The organism is Streptomyces sp. NBC_01304 (assembly GCF_035975855.1).
Taxonomy (GTDB): Bacteria; Actinomycetota; Actinomycetes; order Streptomycetales; family Streptomycetaceae; genus Streptomyces.
In genome coordinates this window covers 1,344,879-1,369,008 of sequence record NZ_CP109055.1, presented here as the reverse complement: position 1 = coordinate 1,369,008, position 24,130 = coordinate 1,344,879, and the positions used below count along the sequence as shown (strand labels likewise).

Below are 24,130 nucleotides of genomic sequence, written 5' to 3'. Positions count from 1 at the left end.
GGCCCGACTAGGGTCGAGCCCGTCAGTCGAGCGCCGCACAGTCCGGGAGAACGTATGGTCACCCTTGCCGAGGTCGCCCAGCACGCCGGAGTCTCGGCGAGCACGGTGAGCTACGTCCTCAGCGGCAAGCGGTCCATCTCGCTCGGCACCCGCGAGCGCGTCGAGCGCAGCATCCAGGAGCTCGGCTACCACCCCAACGCGGGCGCCCGCGCTCTGGCCAGCAGCAAGTCCAATGTCATCGCCCTGATGATGCCGCTGCGCACCGACATGTACGTACCGGTGATGATGGAGATCGCCATCGCCGTCGCCACCACCGCCCGCACCCACGGCTACGACGTGCTCCTGCTGACCGGCGAGGAGGGCGCGCCCGCCGTGCGCCGCGTCACCGGCAGCGGGCTCGCCGACGCGATGATCCTGATGGACGTCGAGCTGGACGACGCGCGGCTGCCGCTGCTGCGCGCGAGTGACCGGCCCGCCGTGCTCATCGGACTGCCCGCCGAGACGGCCGGGCTGACCTGCGTGGACCTCGACTTCACGGCCACCGGCGCGCTGTGCGCCGAGCATCTGGCGGGTCTCGGGCACCGTGACATCGCTGTCATCGGTGAGGCCCCCGCCGTCTACGAGCGGCACACCGGCTTCGCCGAACGCACCCTGGACGGGCTGCGCAACCGCGCCCGCGAGCTGAAACTGCGCCTGCTGCACCGCCCGAGCGACGGCGGCTACGACGCGATGGCCGCGACCCTGGCCCGCATCTTCGACGAGCGGCCCGGCACCACCGGCTTCGTCGTGCAGAACGAGTCGGCGGTCGAGCCGCTGCTCGGCCTGCTGCGCCAGCAGGGCCGCGCCGTCCCCGAGGACGTCTCGGTGGTCGCGATCTGCCCCGACCAGGTCGCGCTGCAAGCATCCGTGCGGCTCACGTCGGTGTCCATTCCGGCGCAGGAGATGGGGCGGCAGGCCGTCGAGCAGATCATCGCGAAGCTGGAGGGCCACGGCAGCGACGCCGTGGAACTGCTCGCCCCGGAACTGACCGTGCGGGCCAGCACGGGTCCCGCCCCGCACTGACCCACACTGCCCCACACGCTTCTCGTGCCGGGATTCAGCCGGAGGACACCGTCAGGCTGTCGGTCCGGAAGTCGAGCCCGCCCGGGGCCCCGCTGATCTCATAGCCGAACTGCACGTCGCCGATGGTCTCGTTGCCCATCCAGCCCTTGGTGTCCTTGATCCACTTGAGGATCGGCAGGATGTTCACCGTGCCGGCGGACGAGTCGGAGGTCCGCAGGAACGAGAAGACCTCGTTGGCGCCGTTGTCGCCCTTGTAGACGGCCCAGGTGTGGCCGCCGAGCGTGGCGTTGCCCTGGAAGGAGCCGAGCGCGCCGACGTTCCCGTGGTAATTCACCCAGAGCATGATCTCGTAGTCGTAGTCCGTGTCCCAGATGTCGTACGAGGTGTTGTAGTCGCCCGCCGACGGGACGGAGACGTTGTAGCTGCTGGTGAGCGAGGCCAGCGAGGAGATCGGCTTGTTGATCACCTTCTTGGCGTTGGGGTAGGACTTGATGCCGCTGGTCGCCGGGTGGTCGGCCCACACGCCCCAGTTGGTACCGGAGTTGGCCCAGACGCACTGGGCGCCGGCGCCGGAGCCCCAGATGTTGTTGTAGAGGGTGTACCCGCCGAGGCTGGTGCTGCCCCACTGGTCGCAGGAGCTCCAGACGGCGGCCTGGGCGGGGGCCGAGGCGAGGCCGAGGAGCGCGCCGAAGGCCAGGGCGGGGGCCAGGAGGAGGCTGGGCAGGGTGCGAGGTGCCATGGTTCGTCCCTTTCCGTGGGGGTGGTCGCGTGCCCGGGAAGAGCACGCGGGTCTGTCAGGGCGCGAGGACCGCGACGCCGTAGCGGCCGAGGGTGATCGAGCCCTCCACCGTGCCGCCGCCGAGGAGGTCGCGGTGCGTTCCGGGTACGGCCAACTCGACCGGCAGGCGGCCGTGGTTGAGGAGGAACAGCAGGTCGCCGCGGCGGACGGCCTCGACGCCCGCAGGCAGACCGTCGAGCACGGGACGTACGCCTGCCTCCCTCGCCACAGTGGTCAGCAGCTCGCGCAGCGCATCCGGCTCGGGGAGTGTGGAGATGTACCAGCCCTGCCCCCGGCGCAGCACTGCGGGCAGCCCGTCGAGTTCGCCGCCCTCATAGGAGGCGACGACCTCGGCGTCCTCGGCCGCCTCGAGCTCCTCCGACCACAGGGTGCCGCGGAAGGTTCCGCAGCCGACCGTCTCGCCCGGGTCGAGGGGCCACCACTCGTGGACCGTACGGATCCCGAACAGCTCACGCAGCCGCCCGTCCATGCCGCCCTCGCGGACCCGGTCGTCCGCGTCGGCGGCCCCGGTGTGGAAGCCGCAGACGAGGCTCCCGCCGTCGGCGACGTACGCCAGAAGGTTCTCGACGGCCGCGTCGGTCAGCAGATACAGATGCGGTACGACGACCACCCGGTAGGCGCCCAACTCGCCCTCGGGTCGGGCGAAATCGGTGGCGAGGCCCGCCTCCCACAGGGCGCGGTGCCAGGCCCGGATCAGCTCTTCGTAGCGGACCTGGTCGGAGAGCCGGCCGCCTTGCTGGTCGGCCCACCAGGAGTCCCAGTCGTGCACCACCGCCACCTGCGCGGGGGTGTGGGTACCCGTGACCGCGGGGCCGAGGCGGGCGAGGTCGGCGCCGAGCTCCTTGACCTCCTGGTAGGTGCGGCCGTGCTCGCCCGCGTGCGACACCATCCCGGAGTGGAACTTCTCCGCGCCCTGGCGGGACTGGCGCCACTGGAAGAAGCAGATCGCGTCCGCGCCGTGCGCCACGGACTGGAGGGAGAGGAGGCGGTTCAGGCCGCGCGGCTTGGGGTGGTTGATGCCACGGAAGTTGACCGGGCCCGCCGCCTGCTCCATCACCATCCAGGGGCCGTGCGCCTGGCAGCGGGTCATGTCGCCGATCATGGCGTTGAACTGGCCGGCGAGGGGATCCTTGGGGTCCGGGTAGATGTCGACGGAGACGATGTCCTCGTGCTGGGCCCACTCCCAGGCGTCCTGGCCGGTCCACAGGGGCATGAAGTTGGTGGTGACCGGCAGGTGCGGGCTGTGCCGGGTCACGATGTCGCGCTCGGCGAGATAGCACTCGAGCAAGGCGTCGGACGTGAAGCGCTTGAAGTCCAGGACCTGGGTGGGGTTCTTCAGATACTGGGCCCGGCGCGGCGGGATGATTTCGGCCCAGGAGTCGTAGCGCTGGCTCCAGAAGGCTGTTCCCCAGGCCTCGTTGAGGGCGTCGAGCGTCTCGTACCGGCGCTGCAGCCAGGCGCGGAAGGCGCGCGCGGACTCGTCGCCCCAGTCGTAGGTGCAGTACTCGTTGTTGATGTGCCACATGGTGAGCGCGGGATGCTCGCCGTAGCGGGCGGCCAGGTCCTCGGTGAGGGCGGCGGCGTAGTGCCGGTAGACGGTGCTGGAGTGGGAGAACTGCTGGCGCGAGCCCCACCACACGATCTGCCCGTGCTCGTCGCGGGGCAGCGTGTCGGGGTGGAGCCGGCCGAGCCACGGGGGCGGGGACGCGGTCGGCGTGGCGAGGACGACACCGATGCCGTGCTGATGCAGCAGGTCGAGGAGACGGTCCAGCCAGCCGAACTCCCTTGCGCCCGGGCGGGGTTCGAGCTTCGCCCAGGAGAAGACGCCGACGGTGACGGAGTTGACCCCGGCCGCCTTCATCAGGCGGACGTCGTCCTGCCACACCTCCTCGGGCCACTGCTCGGGGTTGTAGTCGCCGCCGAACAGGATGCGGCCACGGGTCACGTCGTTGAGGTCGGGCATGACGGAGATCGACTCCTTGCGAGGTGGTCAGGGCCTTGCAGGGCATCGGGCGGCAGCTGAACAGCGGTCAGCCCTTGACCGCGCCGGTGAGCATGCCTTCCTTGAAGTGCTTCTGGACGAAGGGAGAGAGGACCGAGACCGGGATCAGCGCCAGGACCATCACCGCCATCTGGAGGGCGAGCGGGGACAGGTGACCGGTGTTGACGGCCTGCATCAGGCCCGCGGGACGTTCACCCCGGATGACGAGCTGGTTCATGATGTTCTGCAGCGGCAGCTTGTCCGGGTCGGTGAGGTAGATCGAGGCGTTGAACCAGGCGCTCCAGTAGCCGACCGCGTAGAACAGCGTGATCACCGCGAGCACGGCCCTCGACAACGGCATGACGATCTGCCACAGGATCCGGATGTCGCCCGCGCCGTCGATGCGGGCACTCTCGACCAGTTCCTGTGCCGTCCCCATGAAGAACGCCCGCAGGACAAGGATGTTGAACACGTTCACGGCGCTCGGCAGGATCAAGGACAGGTAGGAGTTGGTGAGACCGAGGCCCTGCACCACCAGATAGGTGGGGATGAGCCCGGCGCCGAAGAACATCGTGGCGAGGAGGAGAAGGAGGAACGGCCGGTGCAGCACGGACCCGGGGCGCGAAAGGCCGTAGGCGCACAGGACCGACACCGTCATGCTGAACAGCGTGCCGACGACGGTGACCCCGACGCTCACCAGCGTGGCCCGGGCGACCTGGCCGCCGCCGAGCAGCTCCTGGTAGGCGACGAAGGTGACGCCCCTGGGGATCACCACGAGGCCGCCCGCCTCGGTGATGGTCTTCACCGAGGAGAGGCTGGTGACGATCACGACCCAGAGGGGGAAGAGGATCGCCAGGCAGGTCAGGACGAGGAGTACGCCTTTGGAGGCGAGCCCCGTTCTGGACGGCTCCTCCTCCCAGGCGGGACGGAGACCGCTGCGGCTGCCCGGCTTGATGCCGAAGGAGAGCACGCTCATCGCTTGTACACCCCCTGCTCGCCCATGAGATGGGCGACCTTGTTCGCGCCGAGGACGAGGAGGAGCCCGAAGGTGCCCTTGACGATGCCGACGGCAGCCGCGTAGCTGAAGTTTCCGGTCTTGATGCCGACGTTCCAGACATAGGTGTCCAGGACTTCGGAGGCGCCCGGCCCGACCGCCTGGCGTTGCAGCAGGATCTGCTCGAAGCCGACCGTCAGCGCGTTGCCCACCTGCAGGACGAGCAGCAGTGCCACCACCGGGCGCAGGGCGGGCAGCGCGATGTGCCATATACGTCGCCAGCGTCCTGCGCCGTCCATGGCCGAGGCCTCGTAGAGGTCCCGGTTGACCGCGGCGAGCGCGGCCAGGAAGACGATGACGCCCCAGCCCGCGTCCTTCCAGATCATCTCGAAGGTGATCAGGAACTTGAACAGCCCCGGATCGGTCATCAGGTCGATGCCGTCGTGGCCGTGGTCGCGCAGGGTCTGCGCGACCAGGCCGGCGCCGCCGAACATCTGCTGGAAGATGGTGATGACCAGGACCCAGGAGAAGAAGTGCGGCAGATACAGGATCGCCTGGGCCACGGCCCGCACCCGGGGGCGGACGAAGCTGTTGATGAACAGGGCGAGCAGGATCGGCAGCGGGAAGAACAGGGTGAGCTGGATCGCGAAGATCGCGAGGGTGTTGCGCAGCGCCTCCCAGAACAGCCGGTCGTCCACCATGTGCTGGAACCACTCCAGGCCCACCCAGGGGCTCTGGGTGATGGCCTGGAAGGCGTTGTCCGCGACATAGGGGTCGTAGTCCTGGAAGGCGACCACATTGCCGATCAGCGGTACGTAGTTGAAGACCAGCAGAAGCAGCAGCGCCGGGACGGTCATCAGGATGAGCGTCCGGTCGCGGCGCAGCCGGTGCCGCAGCGTTGCCCCGCCGGTCTTCGCTCCGGTCCTGCGGCGCCGGGTCCCGAGGCGCGTACGCCTGGCGGTGGGCTCGGCGCCCGCCTCCTCAGTGGCCGGCGTGGCGCCGCGCGTCTTCGTGGTGCTGTGTGACATCTCAGGCGGCCGAGTCGCCGGTCTCGTCGAGCAGCTTCTTGTACCAGTCGCGCAGCTTGTCGCCGCCGCCCGACCGCCAGTCCGAGACCATCTGCTGCATGTCGCTGACCTTCTTGCGGCCGCGGACGATGTCCTTCTCGGTGTCCTCGAACTGGGCGTTCAGCTCGGCGTACCGGTTGGGTTCGGCGATCTGCATGCCGTGGAAGAGCGGCTTCTTGAGGAACGGGCCCTGGCGCTGCTGCCACTCGACCACGCCCTTGACCACGTCCGGGTGGTCCGGCCAGGCACGGAAGGGCGGCGGCGAGCCCACGTACTCGTACGTGGCGAACACCTCGTTGTTGCCCTGGCCGTTCTTGACGAGCACGTCGTCCGTCAGTGTGTGGTGGACGCCCTCGACGCCGTACGCCTTGAGCCGCTGCTCCTTCGATCCCCAGGGCGCGGCACAGAAGTTGGCGAGGGCCAGCGCGTCCTGGACCGTCTTCTTGTCCGCCTTCTCGTTGACGAAGCACCAGAAGTCGGAGGGCTGGGCCATGTACAGCGTGGGGTCGCCGCCGTCGTGCGCGAAGTAGTCCATCGCGGCCATCTGGAAATCCGGGTTGTCGACGCGCTGGACCACCGTTTTGCCGTACCAGTCCTGGATGTTGGCGTTGTACATCCACAGCTTGCGGGAGGCCAGGAGATTGCCCGCGTCCTCGCGCTCGGCCTTGATGTCCGGGTGGACGAATCCCGCCGAGTACAGCGAGCGGGACCACGCCAGGGCTTCCAGGTACTCGTCGGTCTCGTAGCGGTTGACGAGCTTGTCGCCCTCCAGCTTCCAGTAGAGCGGCTTCTCGGGCAGTACGCCGAAGAAGCCCCAGGCGGCCCAGGTCATGTCGCCACAGGCCCAGACCTTGCTCTTGGGGGCGTTGATCTCCTTGCAGAGGTCGTAGAACTCCTGGGTGGTGCGCGGGACTTCGTAGCCCTTCTCCTTGAAGCGGTCGGCGGCGTAGAAGGGTGCGATGCCGGGAGAGGCCTCCAAGGGCATCGGGATGCCGCGCAGCTTGCCGCCGAAGACCGAGCGCTGCCAGGCGGCGGTCGGGACCGCGGCGAGGTTCGCGTACTTCTTGACCTTGTCGCCGCTCAGATGAGGGCCGAGGTCGGCGAACTTGTTGGAGATGGCGCTCGGTATCTTGCCCTGGAGTTCCCAGCCCGGGACGACCACGATGTCCGGGACGTCGCTGGAGGCGAGCACCGCGCCCAGCTTCTGCCCGTACGTGACGCCGTCCTGGTTCTGCCACTTGACGCGGACGCCGATGGCGTCGTCCATCGCCTTCCAGTACGCATTGCCCTGCTTGGGTGAGGTGCCCCACAGCGGGGCCATGACGCTGAGTTCGCCGCCCTTGCCCAGCTTCTTCGGCACCGAGGTGACCAACTGGTCCGCGGGCAGCGCCTTGGTGAAGCCGGCCGCCGACCCGTTCTTGCTCGGGATGTCGGGCGTGATGCCCTTCGTGGCGACATGGGCCGGAAGCAGGTCCTTGAGCTTCTTGCCCGTGGTCGTGCCCTCGTTGTCCGTCCCCTCGGAGCCGCTGCACGCACTGAGCAGCGGTACGCCTCCGGCAACAGCCGCCGCCACTACGGCTGATGAGGCCAGGAAGGTTCTCCGGCTGGGGGAGGAGGGCTGGTTCGGCGTCATGCGGTGACCTCACTATCGCCACTGTCGACACTGTCGAAGCGCTTCGATGTTGCGGCGAGGTTAAGTGAACGGGTTCCTGGCGGCAAGACTCTGCGCAGAGTTGAGTTGGCGTAACCAAAGCGGAGCTGTTGCTACTTGTGTGGGCGCTCTTGACAGCCGCGGTCTCCTCGATCGAGCATCGAAGCGCTTCGAAGATGCGTAGAGACTCATGAAGGTGCATCGCGATTCACTTCGTAGGGATTCATCCAGCCACCGCGCCAAGGGGACCTGTACGTGACGACCAGCCCACCACTGTTCCGCGACCCCGAGCTGCCCCATGACCGGCGCGTCGAGGACCTCCTGGCCCGCCTGACCCTCGACGAACGCATCGCGCTGCTGCACCAGTTCGCGCCGGCGATCGAGCGGCTCGGCATCGACGCCTTCCGTACCGGACAGGAGGCCCTGCACGGAGTGGCCTGGATGGGCCCCGCCACCGTCTTCCCGCAGGCCGTCGGGCTCGGCGCGACCTGGAACGACGATCTCGTACGCCGTGTCGGCGAGGCCGTCTCCACCGAGGCCCGCGCCATGCGCTCCCGCGACGACCGCGTCGGCCTCAACGTCTGGGCCCCGACCGTGAATCTGCTGCGCCACCCGCTGTGGGGCAGGAACGAGGAGGGCTACTCGGAGGACCCCCACCTGACCTCCGCGATCGCCGTCGCCTACACGCGCGGCCTGCGCGGCGACCACCCCGTGTACTGGCGTACGGCCCCCGTCCTCAAGCACTGGCTCGCCCACAACAACGAGACGGACCGGGACACCTCGTCCTCGTCGATCAGGCCGCGCGTCCTGCACGAGTACGACCAGCGGGCCTTCCGCACCGCCGTCGAGGCGGGCGCGGTCGCCGGGGTGATGCCCGCGTACAACCTGGTCAACGGCCGCCCCAACCACGTCTCGCCGCACCTGCGCGAGCACCTGCGCACCTGGACCGACGAGGAGCTCCTGGTCTGCTCCGACGCGGGCGCCCCCTCCAACCTGGTCGACTCCGAGCGGTACTTCGACACCCACGAGGAAGCCACCGCCGCGGCTCTCATCGCGGGCGTCGACAGCTTCACCGACCACGGCACCGACCCCACGCTCATCACCGGCCGCATCCGACGCGCCCTGGACCAGGGCCTGATCGGCGAGGCGGACATCGACACGGCGGTACGCCGCCACCTGTCCGTCCGCTTCCGGCTCGGCGAGTTCGACCCCGGGCACGCCCCTTACGCGGCGCTCTCGCTGCGCGACTTCGACACCCCCGCGCACCGGGCGCTCGCCCGGGAGGCCGCCGAGCAGGCGATCGTGCTGCTCAAGAACGACGGGCTGCTGCCCCTCGACCCGACCGCCGGGCAGCGGATCGCCGTGGTCGGGCTGCTCGCCGACGAGTGCAAACTCGACTGGTACAGCGGCACCCTGATCCGCCGCAGCACCCCGCTGGACGGCCTGCGCGAACGCTTCGGCGCGGCGAACGTCACCTTCGCCGAAGGCGCGGACCGGGTCAGGCTCAGATGCGCGGCGGGCTGGCTGCAGGTTCCGATGGCCGAGACGGAGGGCACCGTCCGTGGTGCCGCGACGGAGGGCACGCCCCCTGCAGTCGAGGGCGCGCTCGACCCGGCGTTGCTCGCCGGCCGCACCGATCTGCCGCCACTGACCCTCGGCGCCGAGCCCGCCGAACTCGCCCTGATGGACTGGGGCGAGGGCGTGCTGACCCTGCGCGCGGCGGACGGCCGCTACCTCTCGGTCGCCGAGGACGGCTTCGTGCGCGCCTCCGCGGACCAGCCGGGCGGCTGGGTCGTGCAGGAGACGTTCTCCCTCGAACCGCATGAGAGCGGGTTCCTCCTCAGGCACACAGGGACGGGTGGTCACGTCTGCGTTGCCGCCGACGGCGTGAAGGTTGCCGCCGCGGAGGAAGTTCCGGAGATTTTCGAGATCGACGTCATCGAGCGAGGCGAGGACGCCGTGATCCGCGCCGCCCTCGACGCCGACGCGGTGATCGTCGTCGCCGGGAACGACCCGCACCTGAACGGCCGCGAGACCGAGGACCGCACCACCCTCGCCCTGCCCCCGCACCAGGAACGCCTCTGGCGCGCGGCCCGCACCGCCAACCCGCGCACCGCGCTCGCCCTGGTCTCCGCCTACCCCTACGCGGTCGGCGACGCGCACGCCGCTCTGCCCGCCCTGCTGTGGACCGCACATGGCGGACAGGCCGCGGGCACCGCACTCGCCCGGGTCCTGGCCGGTGACGTCTCCCCGGCCGGTCGGCTCCCGCAGACCTGGTACGCGGCCGATGCCGACCTGCCGGACCTCCTCGACTACGACATCATCGGCTCCCGCCAGACCTACCAGTACCTGGAGGACGCCCCGCTCCACCCCTTCGGGCACGGCCTCGGCTACTCCTCCTTCGCCTACGCGGCCCTGACCGCCGAACGCGCGGGCGATGCCCTGTGGATCTCCTTCACCGTCACCAACACCGGCCCGGTCGCCGCCGACGAGGTGGCGCAGCTCTACACCCGGGCCCTCGACCCACCCGTGCTCCGCCCGCACCGGCAACTCGCCGCGCACCGCCGCATCCACCTGGCGCCCGGCGCGACAGAGCACCTCACCTTCCGGCTCCCGCTCTCCGACCTCGGGTTCTGGGACGTCGCCCACGACAGCTGGACCGTCTCCCCGGGAACGTACGAGTTCATGGCCGGAGCCTCCAGCGCCGACATCCGCCTCAGCACCTCGCTCCGAATCGACGGAGAACCGATCGCGGCCAGGCCGGTGCGGGAGGCCGGCCTGGCCGCGGCGGCGTACGACGAACAACTCGGCACGGAGATCGTCGACCGCACCAGGACATCGGGCGACGCGGTGACGGCCCTCGGCGGGCTCGGCGGCCTCAAAGGACTCGGCGAACTCGGGGGAGCGGAGGGCGAACTGGTCTTCCGTGCCTGCGACTTCGGCGTGCACGGAGTGTCGGCCGTCACGGTCGAGGCAGCGGGCGAAGGGACGGTCGAGCTCATCGAGGGCACTGCGGCCGTCACCGTCGACATCCCACCGACGAAGGGCCCGTACGACTACACCACCCGCACCGCCGACTTCACCGTCACGGGCGTACGCGATCTGCGGGTCCGGCTGACCGGCCCCGTCCGCCTGGCCCGGCTCACCTTCCGTGCCACCCCCGAGAGCCCGGCGCCCGCACCGAACCCGAGGAAGTCCACGCGATGAAGTTCACCGACGGCTTCTGGCTCATGCGCGACGGCGTCCAGGCCTCCTACGCCACCGAAGTCCGCGATCTGCGCGCGGACGACGACCACTTCACGGCGTACGCCGCTGTCCACCGCGTACGCGACCGCGGCGACACCCTCAACACCCCGCTGATCACGGTCGAATGCTTCTCCCCGGCCGAAGGCGTCATCGGCGTGCGCACCACCCACCACGCGGGCAAGGCCCACCACGGACCCGACTTCGACCTGCCCGGCGCGAGCGAGGCACCCGGCTCCGCGAAGGTCCGCCGCGACGGCACCGTCACCGAGCTGACCAGCGGCCCGCTCACCCTGCGCCTGGACAGCTCCGCCCCCTGGGGCCTGGAGTTCCTGGACGCCGAGGGCCGCCGCCTGACCGCCGTCGAACGCAAGGGCACCGCCTTCGCCACCACCCTCGACGGCGCCCACCACATGATCACGCAACTCGCCCTAGGTGTAGGGGAGTCCATCTTCGGGCTCGGCGAGCGCTTCACCCCGTACGTCAAGAACGGGCAGAGCGTCGACATCTGGCAGGCCGACGGCGGCACCAGCAGCGAGCAGGCGTACAAGAACATCCCCTTCCACCTCTCCTCGCGCGGCTACGGCGTCTTCGTCAACCATCCCGGGAAGGTGTCGTACGAGATCGGCTCGGAGTCGGTCGGGCAGGTGCAGTTCAGCGTCGAGGACCAGTCCCTGGAGTTCTACGTCGTCGCCGGGCCGACCCCGAAGGACGTCCTCATCCGCTACACCGCCCTGACCGGGCGGCCCGCGCTGCCGCCGGCCTGGTCGTTCGGGCTGTGGCTGACGACGTCCTTCTGCACGCCGTACGACGAGGAGACCGTCGCCTCGTTCGTCGACGGCATGGCCGAGCGTGAACTCCCTTTGAGCGTCTTCCACTTCGACTGCTTCTGGATGCGCGAATACCAGTGGTCGGACTTCGAGTGGGACCCCGACGTCTTCCCCGACCCGGAGGGCATGCTGGCCCGCCTCAAGGAGCGCGGGCTGAAAGTCAGCATGTGGATCAATCCCTACATCGCCCAGAAATCCGCGCTGTTCGCGGAGGCCGCGGCCGCCGGATTCCTGGTGCGGCGGGCGAACGGCGACATCTGGCAGTGGGACCTGTGGCAGCCCGGCATGGCCCTGGTCGACTTCACCAACCCGGCCGCCCGCGCCTGGTACACCGACCGCCTGCGCACGCTGCTCGCCATGGGCGTCGACTGCTTCAAGACGGACTTCGGCGAGCGGGTGCCGGTCGATGTGGTCTGGTACGACGGCTCGGACCCCGAGCGCATGCACAACTACTACACGCACCTCTACAACGAGGCCGTCTTCGACCTCCTTCAGGAGGTACGCGGCCGGGGCGAGGCCGTCCTCTTCGCACGCAGCGCCACGGCAGGAGGCCAGCAGTTCCCGGTGCACTGGGGCGGCGACTGCTTCGCGTCGCTGGAAGCCATGGCCGAGTCGCTGCGCGGCGGCCTGTCCCTGTCGCTGAGCGGGTTCGGCTTCTGGAGCCACGACATCGGCGGCTTCGAGGGCACGCCCGACCCGGCGGTCTTCAAGCGCTGGCTCGCCTTCGGCCTGCTCTCCTCACACAGCCGGCTGCACGGCAACGTCTCCTACCGGGTGCCGTGGGCGTTCGGCGAGGAAGCGGTCGCCGTGGCGGGCAAGTTCACCCGGCTCAAGCACCGCCTGATGCCTTACCTGTACGGAGTCGCGGTCGAGGCCCACCGCAGCGGGGTGCCGGTGATGCGCCCGATGCTCCTCGAGTTCCCCGACGACCCGGCCTGCCGCACCCTCGACCGGCAGTACATGCTCGGCCCGGACCTCCTGGTCGCACCGGTCTTCACCGCCGACGGGGAGGTCGAGTTCTACGTTCCCGAAGGAACCTGGACCCACCTGCTGACCGGCGAGACGGTCCAGGGCCCCGGCTGGCGGCGCGAGGTGCACGGCTTCGACAGCCTGCCGCTGTACGTCAGACCCGGCGCGGTGCTGCCGTGGGGGGCCGACGAGCAGCGGCCGGACGGGGCCTGGCTGGACGGGCTCACGCTGCTCGTGGCGCCGGGCGTGGACCGGGCCGAGGTGGCCGTGCCCGGCCTCGACGGCAGTCCTGCGGCCGTCTTCCGCGTGGAGCGCGTGGGCGACGAGATCCGGGTCCAGGCCGAGGGAACGCAACAGCCCTTCGAGGTGAGGGAGATGACCGGCACCCGCCGGAATGCCCGTTGAGATCTGTTACTTCCGGTCAGTTGACCCGCGCCGGAAGGCCCCTTACCGTTTCGCGTTCGGAATCACATACGGCGTACGAAACCCCGAACAGTCCAGTGTGAGGCGTGCGGAGAAGGCGTGGACGACGAGGACGTGCGGCGCCGCAGAGTCGCGGCGGCCCAAGCCGGTGACCGGCAGGCGATGGAGCAACTCCTCGCCGCCGAGCTGCCGTTCGTCTACAACGTCGTCGGGCGTGCCCTGAACGGACACCCCGACGTCGACGACGTCGTCCAGGACACCATGCTGCGCGTGGTGCGCTCCCTCGGCGAGCTCCGCGACCCCGGCCGGTTCCGCTCCTGGCTCGTGGCCATCGCCATGCACCGGATACGGGACCGGATACGTGAGCGGGCGCGGGCTCACGAGACCGCACCCGTCCCCCTCGGCGAGCTCGAAACGGCCGACCCCGGCGGCGACTTCGCGGACCTCACCATCCTGCGGCTCGGCCTGCAAGGCCAGCGTCAGGAGGTCGCCGAGGCCACGCGCTGGCTCGACGCGGACGACCGGCAGCTGCTCGCGCTGTGGTGGCTGGAGGTCGCGGGCGAGCTGACCCGGCAGGAGCTGGCGGACGCCCTGGGGCAGTCCAGGCAGCACACCGCCGTACGTGTCCAGCGGCTCAAGGAGCGCCTGGAGAGCGCCCGTTGCCTGGTCCGGGCGCTGGCCGCCGATGCGTGCGTCGGCCTCGTCGACCTCACCTCGGGCTGGGACGGCCGACCCGACTCGGTGTGGCGCAAGCGCATCGCCCGGCATCTGAGGCACTGCCCGGAGTGCGGGGAACCCGCGGCGGACGTCATTCCGGCGCAGCGGCTCCTCGCCGGGCTCGCGCTGGTGCCGCTGCCCGCCGGGCTTGCCGTACAGGCGCTGGGCTCGCTGCTGCCGGGGGCTTCGGGCGGGGGAGCGGCCGTGCAGGGGGCGGCCCTTGCCGCCGATCCTGTGGGCTGGTCGGGGCAGTTGATGCAGGTGCTCGCCAAGCCTGCCGTGCTTGCGACGGCGGGGGTCACGCTCGCGGTGGGCGGCACGTATGTCGCGTACGACCATGACGCCCCCCGGCCGTCGCCGCCGCGGGCCGCGCCGTCGCAGGTGCCGACCGCGTACCGCGCGCCGACGGGAACCCCCGCACCGTCTTCGTCGCCGAAGCCGACCCGCGCCCCGTCCCGGGTGTCCGCCACCGCCCGCCCCACGCCCGCCCGCCCCGCGCCCGCCCGCTACGGCTCCGTCGTGGACGCAGCCGACCGGGCCCCCGACCCACAGGCATCGCCCGCCGCACTGCCGCACCGCCCCGAATCGGGGCTGACCAGTTCGGCCGGGCCCAAGGCCGTGATGGAGCACCGCGGTGACACCGTGACCCTCAGCGGGCAGGGCTACTTCACGGTGCGCTGGCAGCTCGTGCCCGCCGAGCGCCCGGGGTCCCTCGCCATGCCGACCTGGACCGGACTCGACGGCAAGCTGTTCCACGTGGCCTCCGGCGGCGGACGCCGGATGGACGACCAGATACCGGGCGAGACCGACCGCCCGCACACCTGGATGGGCGCGAAGGACACCGGCTTCACGGTGCTGCCCGCCGGGGCCCAGCAGATGTGGCAGAACGAGTACTTCTACGTCGACGGCAAGGTCACCCTCCACCAGAACGAACGCGGCGCCGACTACAACCTCGCCGTCATGCCCGCCAGTTGGGCCGAGATCGACGGCGAGGTGCGCCTGCCGCCCGACCCCGCGCAGGGCATCGTGCGCCACGGACTCGTCCGCGACCGGGGCAGCGACCGCTCGCCCGTCCCGCAGTACCTCACCCGCTCGAACCCGCCCGACCCGGCCGGGGTCGAGCAGCGTTCCCGGGTCGGCCGATGAGGGAGCCCCTGCAGATGAGCGAGCCCGAGCGGCACACCCGCACCGAGGACGACGCGACCGTCGAGTTCCACGCCTTCTTCGAGCAGCACTACTCCTCCCTCGCCCGCCTCGCCCACCTGCTGACCGGCGACGCCGACGGCGCGGACGACCTGGCGGCGGACGCGCTGCTCGCGCTCTGGCACCGCTGGGACCGGGTGCGCGCCGCCGATCATCCGGCGGCGTACGCCCGTGGCGTGGTGGCCAACATGGCGCGCAGCCGGATCCGCAGCGCGGTCCGCGAACGCCGCAGGGTCACCCTGTTCTGGGCCGGCCGCAGCGAGCAGGCGGACGACCCCGACGTGCCGGCCGTGGTCGACGTACAGGAGGCCCTGCGCCGGCTGCCGTTCCGCAAGCGGGCCTGTGTGGTGCTGCGGCACGCCTTCGATCTCTCCGAGAAGGACACCGCGCACACCCTGGGAATCTCGGTGGGTACGGTGAAGAGCCAGACGTCGAAGGGCATGGCCGAGCTGCAGCGACTGCTCGGATCGCAGCAGCCGCTGGAACGGATGAGACTGACCGTCGCGGACGCGGGAGGGGGGAAATGATGACCTCGCACGAAGAGGAGCGGCAGGAAGCGGCCCGGGACCAGGAGCTGCGCAGGCGGCTGCGGCACGCGGCCCACGCACACCGGCCCGACCGGGAGCGGATGCTCGCGCGGATCGAGCGGGGGATGGCCGAGGACCGCACCCCTCGTACGCATGCCCCGCGTGCGCCCCGCGCCCCCTGGCTGCGCGTCGTGGGAGCGACAGCGGCCGTTGCCGGAGTCTTCGCCGTCGGCGGCTACGGCGTCGCCTCCGCGGTGCGCGGCGCGGACCCGGACCCCGGCCGGCAGACCGTGGCGACGAGCCCGACGCCCGACGCCACCACCGCCCGGCCCTCGACGCCGCCGACGTCGAAGCCGACCGGCAGCACGCGCCCGCCGACCTCCCGCCCGGTCAAGTCGCCGCCCACGACCTCCGGCACGGACCGGCCGCCGCGCACCGTGCCCGCCGCGGACCTGGTGTGGGCGGACGGCTCCATCGACCCCGGCAGCTCCGCCTTCTGGGCGCAGAGCAACATCACCGTGAAGACGGATAAGCCGCTCACCGCCCTCACCGTCGAGCTGCGCGTCAAGCAGACCGGCAACGTCGCCGACACCGGCAACTGGCGCTCGCTGCCCGCCGAAGACTTCGACGTCTCCGTACGCGAGTCGGACGGCGTGCTCGTCTACCGCTGGACGCTGAAGGCAGGCCGGACCGTCCCGGTCGGCGAGTTCGTGTTCGCCGGGCAGTACGACCACGCCGAGGGGGAGCGGAACGCGGACGACGACGCGTACAAGGTCCATGCGGCGACGGCGGCCGAACAGGCCGACTGGAAGGGCGACTTCGAGTAGCCCACGGACGGCGACCGCGACCGGTCCAGGAAATTTCCGGGTCCGCGGCAACCCCTTCCCCGACGGTGGCGACCACAGATCGTAAAGATCATCCCCCCACCCCGAAGGAATGGGACACATGACTCAACGAGCCGAACTGCGCAAGGGCCGCAAGCGGCGCCTGACGCGGCGTCGTGCCCTCGGCGCGGCCACCGCCGCGGTCGGGCTGACCGGCGCCGCGATCGTCACGAACGTGCTGACGTCACCCGCGGGCGCGGCGGCCGCCTGGCCGACCCCCAGCGGGCAGCAGGCGGTGACCAAGACCATCGAGGTCTCCGGCACCTACGACGGCGGCCTCAAGCGCTTCTACGGCAGCGGCGACCTGGGCGGCGACGGCCAGGACGAGGGCCAGGACCCGATCTTCAAGCTCGCGGAAGGGGCCGTCCTCAAGAACGTCGTCCTCGGCTCCCCGGCCGCGGACGGCGTCCACTGCTCCGGCAGCTGCACGATCCAGAACGTGTGGTGGGAGGACGTCGGCGAGGACGCCGCGACCTTCAAGGGCAAGTCGGCGTCCGCCGTGTACAAGGTGTACGGCGGCGGCGCACGGAAGGCCTCGGACAAGGTCCTCCAGTTCAACGGCGCGGGCAAGCTGGTCGTCAGCAAGTTCCAGGTGTCCGACTTCGGCAAGCTGGTGCGCTCCTGCGGCAACTGCTCGACGCAGTACAAGCGGACGATCATCATCAACGACGTCGACATCACCGCGCCCGGCACCGGGATCGTCGGCATCAACACCAACTACGGCGACACGGCCGCGCTGCGCAACATCCGCATCCACGGCGACAGCGGCAAGAAGATCGCCACCTGCGACCGGTTCACCGGCAACAACACGGGTGCCGAGCCGGTCAAGACGGGCACGGGCCCGGACGGCACGTACTGCAACTTCACGTCCTCGGACATCAGTTACCAGTAGCTGCGACAGATACCAGCAGCTGCGACGCCTCCCCCCGGTGCGGTACGGCCAGACCCCCCGGCCGTACCGCACCGCCCCCTCGCCCTGCCCTGCGCTTCCCTCTCCTCCCCCTCTTCGTGCTGGAGCGTCCCCCCATGAGCAGCCACAAGAGATCCCTGACCCGCCGCCGCGTCCTGGGCGCCACCGCCGTCGCGGCCACCGCCACCGCGGCCGCGGCCGTCACCAACTCGGGCCTGCTGGCCACCGCCTCGGCCGCCGCTTTCGGCTACAGCGACGACGGCACGAACTACGTCGTCGACACCGGAGCCCAACTCGTCTTCAAGGTAAGCAAGTCCACCGGCGATCTGACCTCGCTCGCCTTCCGTGGCAAGGAGTACGAGGGCTACGGCGGCAAGCACAGCCACGTCGAGTCCGGGCTCGGGGCCTCCACCGTCTCCGTCAAGCAGTCCGGCGCCACCATCCTGGTGTCCGTCACCCACGGCACACTGCGCCACTACTACGCGGCGCGCAGCGGCCAGAACAACGTCTACCTGTGGACGAACAAGGCCGACACGTCTTTCACCGCCACCCGCTACATCGCCCGCATCAAGGCCGGCATCTTCCCCAACTCGGGCCCGGACGCGTGGGTCGAGGCCTCGGACACCGTCATCGAGGCGGGCGACGTGTGGAAGCAGTCGAGCGGCCAGACCCGCTCCAAGCACTACTCGGGTGTCCGCGTCATGGACTACGACTACGTCGGGTACACCACCGGATCGGTCGGCCTGTGGATGATCCGCTCCAACCACGAGAAGGCCTCCGGCGGCCCCTTCTACCGCTCGCTCCTTCGCCACTCGAACGACGGGGGCGTCGGGCTGTACGAGATCCTGCACTACAACCAGAGCCAGACCGAGGCCATGCGCTTCGGCCTGCAGGGCCCCTACGTCCTCGGCTTCACCGACGGCGCCGCGCCCTCCAGCGCGCTGTTCGCCAAGAACCTGGACACCTCATGGGTCGACGGCCTGGGCCTCGCCGGCTGGGTGGGCAAGAGCGGCCGCGGCAAGGTCGCAGGCGTCGGCATCTCAGGCCGGGACACCGACCACCCCTACACGGTGGGATTCGCCAACGCGGCCGCCCAGTACTGGGCCACCGCCAACGCCTCGACGGGCGGCTTCTCCTGCGCCGGGATGCTCCCGGGGACGTACACGCTGACCATCTACAAGGGCGAACTCGCCGTCCACACAAGGCAAGTCGAGGTGACCGCGGGCGGCACGACCGCGCTGAACACCCTCACCGTCACCGGCGACCCGAGCAGCGCGAACGCCCTCTGGCGGCTCGGCAACTGGGACGGCACACCGGGGGAGTTCAAGAACGCCAAGCTCATGACGTACGCCCATCCCTCCGACACCCGCGCGAGCAGCTGGAAGGGCAACGTCGTCATCGGCTCCGACGCGACCACGTCCTTCCCCTGCTATCTGTGGAAGGACGTGAACGACGGCATCCTGGTCTACTTCAAGCTGACCGCGGCCCAGGTCGCCGCCGCGCACACTCTGAGGATCGGCGTGACGACCGCGTACATCAACGGCCGTCCCCAAGTCACCGTCAATGACTGGGTGTCGGCGATCCCCTCGCCGCCCACCCAGCCGTCCACGCGGTCCCTGACCACGGGCTCGTACCGCGGCGACAACCACACCTTCGTCTACAACGTGCCGGCGACCGCGTGGCAGAAGGACACCGGCCAGTACAACGTGCTGAAGCTCAACGTGGTGAGTGGTTCCTCCGGAACCGGGTACCTGAGCCCGGGGATCGCCGTCGACGCGATCGATCTCCTGGCCTGAACCATCCCGGCCCGTGGGCAGACCCCACCGGCCGGGAACCCACAGACCAGCGCCCCTGCCGGTGGGACCCGGCGGGGGCGCTTCTGCCTGTGCGGGTGCTCCCTACTGTCCGGCCAGGCCCGTGTGCGCGACACCGGCGACGATCTGGCGCTGGAAGAAGACGAAGACGACGATCAGGGGCAGGCCCGCCATCAGGCCGCCCGCCATGAGCTGGGCCCACTGGATGCCGTAGGAGTTCATGACGGTCGCGATGCCGTTCGGCATGGTCATCAGGTCCGGGTTGTTGGTCACCATGTACGGCCACAGGAAGTTGTTCCACGAGCTGATGAAGGTGAAGATGCCGACGGCCGCGAGCGAGGGGCGGGACAGCGGCAGGATGACGGTGAAGAACACCCGCCAGCGGCCCGCGCCGTCGATGAACGCGGCCTCCTCCAGTTCCTTCGGGATGCCCTGGAAGAACTTGTAGAGGATGTAGACCATGGCGGCCGGCGCGCACTGGGGCAGGATCATGCCCCAGTACGTGTCGACCATCCCCATCTGCTGGACGGTGGTGAACAGGGGAACGCCGAGCACGGCCGGGGAGATCATCAGGCCCGCCATCACGACGCCCATCACGATGCTCTTGCCGCGGAATTCGGTGCGGGCGAAGCCGTAGCCGGCGAGGGCGGAGACCGTCAGCACGACGGCCGTCACGAGGACCGACACCACAAGGGAGTTGACGAACCAGTTGGAGACGTTGCCGGTCTCCCACAGCGCCTGCCACGCCTGCACCGTCCAGTCCTCGGGCAGCCAGTGCGGCGGGATCTCGGCCGCCTCCGCCTCGGACTTGAGCGAGGTGAACAGGGCCGCGGCGATCGGCGCCACGAACACGGCGGAAACGGCGACGCCGAGCAGCGTGAGGACGATCTGACTCGGCGTCCAGGGCTTGCGGGTCTTGCGCACTTCGAGCGTCGTGGCGGTGGTCATCGGGCGCTCTCCTCACGGTTGCGCAGCAGCACCATGCGTCCGAGGGCGACGGCCGCGATGATCACGAAGAAGATGATGGACATCGCGGAGGCGTAGCCCACGCGGTAGCTGGTGAAGCCCTGCTCGAGCGTGTACTGGACGAACGCGCGCGTGCTGAGCTCGGGTCCCGGCCCGAAGTCCATCATCACCACGGCCTGGTCGAAGAGCTGGAGCGAGGCCAGGATCTGCAGCGCGACCACCAGACCGGTGATGTGGCGCAGCATCGGCAGCGTGATGTGGACCAGCCGGTGCCAGGCGTTCGCGCCGTCCAGCTTGGCGGCCTCGTAGAGGTGGGCGGGGATGGACTGGAGCGCGGCGAGGTAGAGCAGGAACGAGAAGCCGACCGTCCACCACAGCGTCTGGATGACGAGGGCGAACATCGCGTACGACTTGTCGGTCAGCCAGGGCGTGGTGAGCCCGAACGTCTCGTTGAACAGGCCGATCCCCTGGGTGAACAGCCACTGCCACATGTTGGCGGCGACCGTCGACGGCAGCAGGAACGGCACGAAGAAGCACAGCCGCCACAGCCACTTGCCTCGCTCGATGCTGTGGGCGAGCATCGCGAGGAGGAAGGCCAGGACGGTGATGCACGGCACGACGAGCAGCGTGAAGTACGCGCTGTGGCCCAGCGCGTCCCACATCGCCGAATCGCCCAGCGCCTCACGGTAGTTGTCGAGGCCGACGAAGTTCGCGCCGTCGCCGGAGATGTTGGCGTCCGTGAGGCTGAGGTAGACACCGCGCAACAGCGGCCAGATGACGAACAGCACGAAGAGCACCAGGAACGGGGCGATGAACCACCCCCCGTGCTGGAAGCCCTGCTTGCGGCGTACGGTCGCCACCCTCGCGACGGTCTTCGACCGGGCCGGGGCGATGACGGTCTCAGCGCTGGTCGTCGTCATGCGACCGCACCCCCTTGCGCGGCGGCCTTGCCGTCCATCGGGTTCTTCGAGGCGAGGAGCTTGACGAGCTCCTTCTTCATGCGCTGCGCGACCTGGGCCGGCCTGGCGGAGCCCATCGTCGAGGAGACGACCATCGGGCCGAGGTCCTGGGCGAGCACGCCGGTGGAGCCGGCGAACCACACCTTGGGCTCGGTGGCCTGGTGGTCCATGGCGCTCGCGTACTCGTTCTGCGGAGTGAGCTTCTTGTACGCGGCCGTGGAGAGCGTCGGCGTGTACGCGGGGATGTGACCGCCGGCCGCCCACTGCTGGGCGTGCCGGACGACGTACGCGGCCAGCTGGTGCGCGCCGTCGTTGGCGGGGCCGCCGCGGTGCGCCTGGTGCGGCAGGACGAACGCGTGCGCCTCGGCGTGCGTGGCCGCCTTGCCGAAGACGGGCGGCAGCGGTGCCGCGCCGTAGTCGAGCTTGGCGGTGTCGAAGGTGGGCACCGACCAGTTGCCCTCCCAGGTGAAGGGGGCACCGTTGACGAACTGCTCGCCGGTCGGCGCGCCCGGTATGACGTAGCCGTCGGTGACGTGCTGCCGGAAGAACTCCAGGACCTCGGTGGCCTTGTCGGCGTCGAAAAGAACCCCTGTGTTGCCGTCGTCGAACCACTCGCCGCCGAGCTGGGTGTAGAAGGCGACGAAGAACCACCACTGGAAGTTGAGGTTGTCGGTCCACAGGCCGATGGTCTGCAGGCCCTTCTTCTGGACCTTCTTGGCCTTCTTCAGGACGTCGAACCACGCGTCGGTGGAGGCGGCCTCGATCATCCGGCCGTCGTCGCCGAGCAGGCCGGCCTTCTTCAGTACGTCCTTGCGGTAGAAGCAGAGCTGTACGTGGATGTCGAGCGGCAGGGCGTAGAGCTTGCCGTCGACGACGCCCCGGTTCCACAGCGTCGGGCGGTAATCCTCTTTGCGCACGCCGTACTTGGCGAGAAGCGCCTCGTCCCACGGGTCGAGGAGCCGGCCCGGCGAGAAGCCCGACACGCGGCCCAGGTGCATGACGCCGAGCTCGGGGGCGCGGTCGCCCGCGGCCGCCATGGCGAGCTTGGTGTAGAAGGGGTTGCCCCACTGGAGCGTGGAGTCCTTGACCGCGATGCCGGGATGGTCCGCGCGGAAGGCGTCCAGCATCGCGATCATGTTGGCGCCGTCACCGCCACTGAAGAGGTTCCAGTAGCGGACCCGTACGTCCGCGTCGGACGCGAGCGCGGAGGCGCTGCGATTGGCGGCGGCCACACCGAAGCTGCCCGCGACGGCGAGCGCTCCGAGTCCGCCGAGCACGCCTCGGCGACTCGGGAGGGAGGGGGGCATGAAGGCTCTCTTCTTCAAGATGGCGGCCCGTACCTGGCCGCATCAGCGTGTTCGAAATATCAGACGCTGCTCGTGACTTCGAACGGGACCGTAAAGTCGAATGTCTTGCGCGTCAACGGTTTCGACGAACTCCCCGTGGGTTCACAGGCGTTGGTGCGGGATCCATTGACCCGAGGTGCGGCGCGCCTTACGGTCTGTCCGGATGATCGTTCAACGTCCGATATTTCGAACCAGGTTGAGGAAGTCATGACCCGTTCCGCCCGCTTCACCCTGCACCCGGACTTCTCCGTCGCCGATGTCGATCCAAGGCTCTTCGGCTCGTTCGTGGAGCACCTGGGCCGCTGCGTCTACACCGGCATCTACGAGCCGGGACATCCCACGGCGGACGAGGCCGGGCTGCGCGGCGACGTCCTCGACCTGGTCAGGGAGCTCGGCGTCACCGCCATCCGCTACCCCGGCGGGAACTTCGTCTCCGGCTACAAGTGGGAGGACTCCGTCGGCCCCGCCGAGGACCGGCCGCGCCGGCTCGACCTGGCCTGGCGGTCGACGGAGACCAACCGCTTCGGGCTCTCGGAATACATCGCCTTCCTCAAGAAGGTGGGCCCGCAGGCCGAGCCGATGATGGCCGTCAATCTCGGCACCAGGGGAGTGGCCGAGGCCCTGGAACTCCAGGAGTACGCCAACCACCCCTCCGGCACCGCACTGTCCGACCAGCGCGCCGCCCATGGCGACAAGGACCCCTTCGGCATCCGGATGTGGTGCCTGGGCAACGAGATGGACGGTCCCTGGCAGACCGGCCACAAGACGGCCGAGGAGTACGGCCGCCTCGCCGCCGAGACCGCCCGCGCGATGCGCCAGATCGACCCGGGCGTCGAGCTCGTCGCCTGCGGCTCCTCGGGCCAGTCGATGGAGACGTTCGGCGCGTGGGAGGCCACGGTCCTCGCCGAGACGTACGACCTCGTCGACCACATATCGCTGCACGCCTACTACGAGGAACTCGACGGCGACCGCGACTCGTTCCTCGCCTCGGCCGTCGACATGGAGTCCTTCATCGAGAACGTCGTCGCCACCTGCGACCACGTGGGAGCGCGCCTCAAGTCGAAGAAGAAGATCAACCTGTCCTTCGACGAGTGGAACGTCTGGTACCTCTCCCGTACGGAGGCCGAGGTCAGCGCCCTCGACTGGCCCGAGGCGCCCCGCCTCCTGGAGGACAACTACACGGTGACGGACGCCGTGGTCTTCGGCTCGCTCATGATCGCCCTGCTCCGGCACGCCGACCGGGTGAGCGTCGCCTGCCTCGCGCAGCTGGTCAACGTGATCGCGCCCATCCTCACCGAGCCCGGCGGCCCGGCCTGGCGGCAGACCACGTTCTTCCCCTTCGCGCAGGCCTCGAAGTACGGACGCGGACAGGTCCTGGAGGTGCGGGTCGACTCACCGACGTACGAGACGAAGAAGTACGGCGAGGTGCCGCTGCTGCACGCCACGGCGGTACGCGGCGACGACGGGAGCGTCACCGTCTTCGCGGTCAACCGCAGCCAGACGGACGCCCTGCCGCTCCAAGTCGAGCTCCCCGGCCTTGAGTTGTCGGAGGTCGTCGAGCACAGTGCGCTGGCCGACGCCGATCCCGACGCCCGCAACACCCTGGCGGACCCGGAGCGGGTCGCCCCGCACGAGGTGACCGGCACCTCCCTGGCGGACGGCACGCTGCACGCCACGCTCGAGCCGCTGTCCTGGAACGTGATCAGGCTCTCCTGAAGCGCGGCAACCTCCCGGACGCGGGCGGCGACCGACCGGCGCACCCCCGTCCCCCAGGCAAGGAGATCC

The 24,130-nt window shown here is 69.9% G+C and carries 17 protein-coding genes; 9 read left to right on the top strand and 8 right to left on the bottom strand.

Annotation, left to right across the window (positions count from 1 at the left end):
- Positions 1-54 precede the first annotated feature (54 nt).
- On the top strand, positions 55-1,062 hold the full coding sequence (locus tag OG430_RS05940) for a LacI family DNA-binding transcriptional regulator (protein ID WP_327351356.1): 1,008 nt from the start codon (positions 55-57) through the stop codon (positions 1,060-1,062).
- Between the two features lie 34 nt (positions 1,063-1,096).
- Here the strand turns inward: OG430_RS05940 and OG430_RS05935 are convergent, their stop codons facing one another.
- The 5 genes from OG430_RS05935 to OG430_RS05915 all read right to left on the bottom strand — a co-directional run bounded on the left by OG430_RS05935 (position 1,097) and on the right by OG430_RS05915 (position 7,536).
- Complete coding sequence (locus OG430_RS05935) at positions 1,097-1,801, bottom strand: glycoside hydrolase family 12 protein (protein ID WP_327351355.1); 705 nt, start codon at positions 1,799-1,801, stop codon at positions 1,097-1,099.
- A gap of 55 nt (positions 1,802-1,856) precedes the next feature.
- A complete protein-coding gene (locus OG430_RS05930; protein WP_327351354.1) occupies positions 1,857-3,824 on the bottom strand; it encodes a beta-galactosidase in 1,968 nt (655 codons plus the stop codon).
- Between the two features lie 67 nt (positions 3,825-3,891).
- On the bottom strand, positions 3,892-4,818 hold the full coding sequence (locus OG430_RS05925) for a carbohydrate ABC transporter permease (protein WP_327351353.1): 927 nt from the start codon (positions 4,816-4,818) through the stop codon (positions 3,892-3,894).
- Positions 4,815-5,864 carry an ABC transporter permease gene (locus OG430_RS05920; RefSeq protein ID WP_327351352.1) on the bottom strand — a complete coding sequence of 350 codons (1,050 nt, stop codon included), beginning with the start codon at positions 5,862-5,864 and terminating at the stop codon, positions 4,815-4,817. Before OG430_RS05920 ends, OG430_RS05925 begins: the two co-directional genes overlap by 4 nt.
- Before the next feature lies 1 nt (position 5,865).
- Positions 5,866-7,536, bottom strand: coding sequence for an extracellular solute-binding protein (locus OG430_RS05915; protein WP_327351351.1), 1,671 nt, complete (start codon positions 7,534-7,536; stop codon positions 5,866-5,868).
- 273 nt (positions 7,537-7,809) lie between these two features.
- Here OG430_RS05915 and OG430_RS05910 point away from each other — a divergent pair, with 273 nt between their 5' ends.
- The 7 genes from OG430_RS05910 (at position 7,810) to OG430_RS05880 (ending at position 19,056) form a co-directional block, all read left to right on the top strand.
- Entirely contained in the window at positions 7,810-10,761 is a 2,952-nt protein-coding gene (locus tag OG430_RS05910; RefSeq protein WP_327351350.1) for a glycoside hydrolase family 3 C-terminal domain-containing protein, read from the top strand.
- A complete protein-coding gene (gene yicI / locus OG430_RS05905; protein ID WP_327351349.1) occupies positions 10,758-13,001 on the top strand; it encodes an alpha-xylosidase in 2,244 nt (747 codons plus the stop codon). The genes OG430_RS05910 and yicI overlap by 4 nt, the downstream gene beginning before the upstream one ends.
- A 180-nt stretch (positions 13,002-13,181) precedes the next feature.
- On the top strand, positions 13,182-14,882 hold the full coding sequence (locus OG430_RS05900) for a sigma-70 family RNA polymerase sigma factor (protein WP_327358967.1): 1,701 nt from the start codon (positions 13,182-13,184) through the stop codon (positions 14,880-14,882).
- A gap of 14 nt (positions 14,883-14,896) precedes the next feature.
- Entirely contained in the window at positions 14,897-15,466 is a 570-nt protein-coding gene (locus tag OG430_RS05895; protein WP_327351348.1) for a SigE family RNA polymerase sigma factor, read from the top strand.
- A complete protein-coding gene (locus OG430_RS05890) occupies positions 15,466-16,293 on the top strand; it encodes a hypothetical protein (protein ID WP_327351347.1) in 828 nt (275 codons plus the stop codon). Before OG430_RS05895 ends, OG430_RS05890 begins: the two co-directional genes overlap by 1 nt.
- Before the next feature lie 118 nt (positions 16,294-16,411).
- Entirely contained in the window at positions 16,412-17,242 is an 831-nt protein-coding gene (locus OG430_RS05885) for a pectate lyase (protein ID WP_327351346.1), read from the top strand.
- 134 nt (positions 17,243-17,376) lie between these two features.
- Complete coding sequence (locus tag OG430_RS05880; protein ID WP_327351345.1) at positions 17,377-19,056, top strand: rhamnogalacturonan lyase B N-terminal domain-containing protein; 1,680 nt, start codon at positions 17,377-17,379, stop codon at positions 19,054-19,056.
- Between the two features lie 102 nt (positions 19,057-19,158).
- On the opposite strand, the gene OG430_RS05875 is transcribed toward OG430_RS05880, so the two are convergent.
- The 3 genes from OG430_RS05875 to OG430_RS05865 are packed head-to-tail and all read right to left on the bottom strand — an operon-like array spanning position 19,159 to position 22,306.
- On the bottom strand, positions 19,159-20,022 hold the full coding sequence (locus OG430_RS05875; protein WP_327351344.1) for a carbohydrate ABC transporter permease: 864 nt from the start codon (positions 20,020-20,022) through the stop codon (positions 19,159-19,161).
- On the bottom strand, positions 20,019-20,960 hold the full coding sequence (locus OG430_RS05870) for a carbohydrate ABC transporter permease (protein WP_327351343.1): 942 nt from the start codon (positions 20,958-20,960) through the stop codon (positions 20,019-20,021). The genes OG430_RS05875 and OG430_RS05870 overlap by 4 nt, the downstream gene beginning before the upstream one ends.
- Positions 20,957-22,306, bottom strand: coding sequence for an extracellular solute-binding protein (locus OG430_RS05865; RefSeq protein ID WP_327351342.1), 1,350 nt, complete (start codon positions 22,304-22,306; stop codon positions 20,957-20,959). The genes OG430_RS05870 and OG430_RS05865 overlap by 4 nt, the downstream gene beginning before the upstream one ends.
- 246 nt (positions 22,307-22,552) lie before the next feature.
- Here OG430_RS05865 and arfA point away from each other — a divergent pair, with 246 nt between their 5' ends.
- Entirely contained in the window at positions 22,553-24,061 is a 1,509-nt protein-coding gene (gene arfA / locus OG430_RS05860; protein ID WP_327351341.1) for an arabinosylfuranosidase ArfA, read from the top strand.
- Positions 24,062-24,130 lie beyond the last annotated feature (69 nt).